Genomic DNA, 2,370 nt, shown 5'->3' with positions numbered 1-2,370 from the left:
TCAAACAGGCGTGCACGCTCGCCGACACTCTCTCGCACGCAGCCGACACGCACCAGACCGTGAAACTCGCCGCCGCGATCGGCAGCACCGCGGCCAACGCTAGCGCCGCCGACCCGGACCACCCGCCTCTCAAGGCCTTGAGCCGGATCGCCTCCGGCATGGTCTCGCGCCGCGATCTCGCCGAGGCCACGACCGACGCGGACGCCGGCCACACCGCCGTCGCCGGCGACAAGGTTCCGCACCTGTCCGCCCCCGCGATCCTGCAGGCCGCGCAGGCCGGCATCGGCCTCATCGCCGGCCACAGCGTGCAAATTGCCGCCGGCGACACCGCCACCCTCATGAGCGGCGCCGACACGAACATCGCGGTCGCCGGCAGCGCCCGCCTCCACGCCGGCCAGGCGATCGGTCTGCTCGCGGGCGCCATCGAGCCCGGCGAGGACAACACCGGTATCCGCCTGATCGCCGCCAGGGACGACATCGAGCTGCAGGCGCAGAGCGACGAACTCAAGCTCCTCGCCCGCAACGAGCTCAAGCTCGTCAGCGCAAGCGCGAACATCGACTTCGCCGCGGCCAAGAAGATCGTCCTCAGCGTCGAAGGCGGCGCCAGCATCACGATCGACGGCGGCATCACCGTGGCGTGCCCGGGGACGATTACGGTGCATGCGGGGAAGAAGAGCTTCGGGGGACCGACGAGCCTGGCGCACGAATTCAAGCAGAGCCCCACGCACGACTATGACGAAGGCTTCAGGCTCATCGACGCCCTGAACGGCAAGCCCATCGAGAACATCTCCTACCGCATCCGTACCACCGGTGGCGCGCTCGTGCACGGCAGTACCGCCGCCGACGGCAAGACGGTCAGGGTGAATGCGTCGGCGCTCGAAGCCATGCATCTCGAAGTCGATCTCATCCATCTCCAACGCCCCGTGACACCGAAAGTCCGATGACGACGCCCGCCGCTCCCCTAGCCACCTCCTACGCGACTCCGGTCGACGACAAGACCTGCAAAGACGTGCTGCTGCAGCCCGACATGCCGGGAATCATCATCTTCGTGCATGGCGTCAACAGCGAGGGGGAATGGTACGAGGCCGCCGAGCAGAACGTTCTCGCCGGCCTGAACAAGCGGCTGGGACGGAACGACCTGAAGCCAAGGGAGTGGGATCCCGATGAGGCCAAACCGAAACCCGAAACCAGCGACCGCTCTCCCATCATTCACTTCTTCTGGGGCTATCGGCCGCAGGACGGCGAAGAGCGGCGCTGGCGTGTTCCCTTGCGGGACAGCAGCAAGGAACGCAACTCCGCCTGGGCCAGGAACTACTCACCTCGCCCCCCGCTATATTGGGGTGGAGGACCATTCCAGAACGGATGCAACAACCTGCCTCTGCTCTGGTCCCCCTTAGGCTTCCGACGCGATGTGTGGGCGGCACTCATCCCGATCGACGTGCAAAAGTTGAACCCGGAAGTCGACCGCCAGTTGCAAGACGCGCCGCCACGCACTTATTACGCACACGCTGCGGGCCGGCTGGCAGAACTCGTGCGCAAGATTCGCGGCAGGTTCGCTGCCGACACGATCACGCTGATCGGTCACAGCCAGGGAACGCAGATCGTACTGGCCGCGCAGGCCCTACTCGAGTCCACGAACCAGCCCGACTGCGTGATGCTCATGAACAGCCCCTACGCGTTCGACTCGAAGATCACGGACACCTTTGCCCAGGGCGACGATGCCCCCACGGCGGACGCCCGGCGCAAGACGTTCGAAAACATTGTCCGGCACTTCGATTCGGGCCATCGCAGGCTGACCCGCGAACTGGTCGAGTGTCTGCGGGTTGGCCAAACGGCCTACGGCGCCCCCTGGACCCCGTCGGCCCCTAGCGAACGCGACAATACCGGGCGTATGTATATCTACTTCAATCCCCATGATCGCGTCATGGGCTCGACTGCACTGCAGAGCATCGGCTGGCACGGGCTTCCGACTCAACTGCTCAAGACATATACCGGTACCCTTTATCAACGCATGCTCGCGCGCTCCACGCCGTGCGGAACAGCCCCGGGCGAACAATACCTGTGGCCGCGCGAGCCGGACGGCAGCCTCAAGCCCTTCTGGAACCTCATGAAGAAGACCAAGGGCTTGATCCCCATGGATCTGTGGGTGACGCCAGACGTAAACCAACGTGTGGAGATCAATGCCGAAGCGGTTCCGGACCCGATCACGACGATGGAATTGATCGAATTCGACAATCCGTCAGAGAGAGCCAAACCTTGGGTGAACGACAATGAGTTCTCATTTTTTCGCGATGTATACGCGCGCGAGGAATGGATCGCGGAAACGTCGTCTTATCAGGAAAATTCCGCTCGTCGATTGGAGACACAGCA

The 2,370-nt window shown here is 64.1% G+C and carries 2 protein-coding genes; both read left to right on the top strand.

Translation table 11 applies throughout. The features are described from left to right. Window positions 1–944 (top strand): DUF2345 domain-containing protein (locus tag BW991_RS23430; RefSeq protein ID WP_244551804.1); only part of this gene is annotated, 944 nt, incomplete at its 5' end. Beyond that, on the top strand, window positions 941–2,370 hold a 1,430-nt coding region (locus BW991_RS23425; protein ID WP_076604521.1), incomplete at its 3' end, for a T6SS effector phospholipase Tle3 domain-containing protein. The genes BW991_RS23430 and BW991_RS23425, both read left to right, overlap by 4 nt.

It is taken from the genome of Aromatoleum tolulyticum (genome assembly GCF_900156155.1).
In the GTDB taxonomy this organism is placed as follows: Bacteria; Pseudomonadota; Gammaproteobacteria; order Burkholderiales; family Rhodocyclaceae; genus Aromatoleum; species Aromatoleum tolulyticum.
The sequence above is the reverse complement of the archived record's forward strand: the minus strand, read 5'-3'. Positions and strand labels throughout refer to the sequence as shown.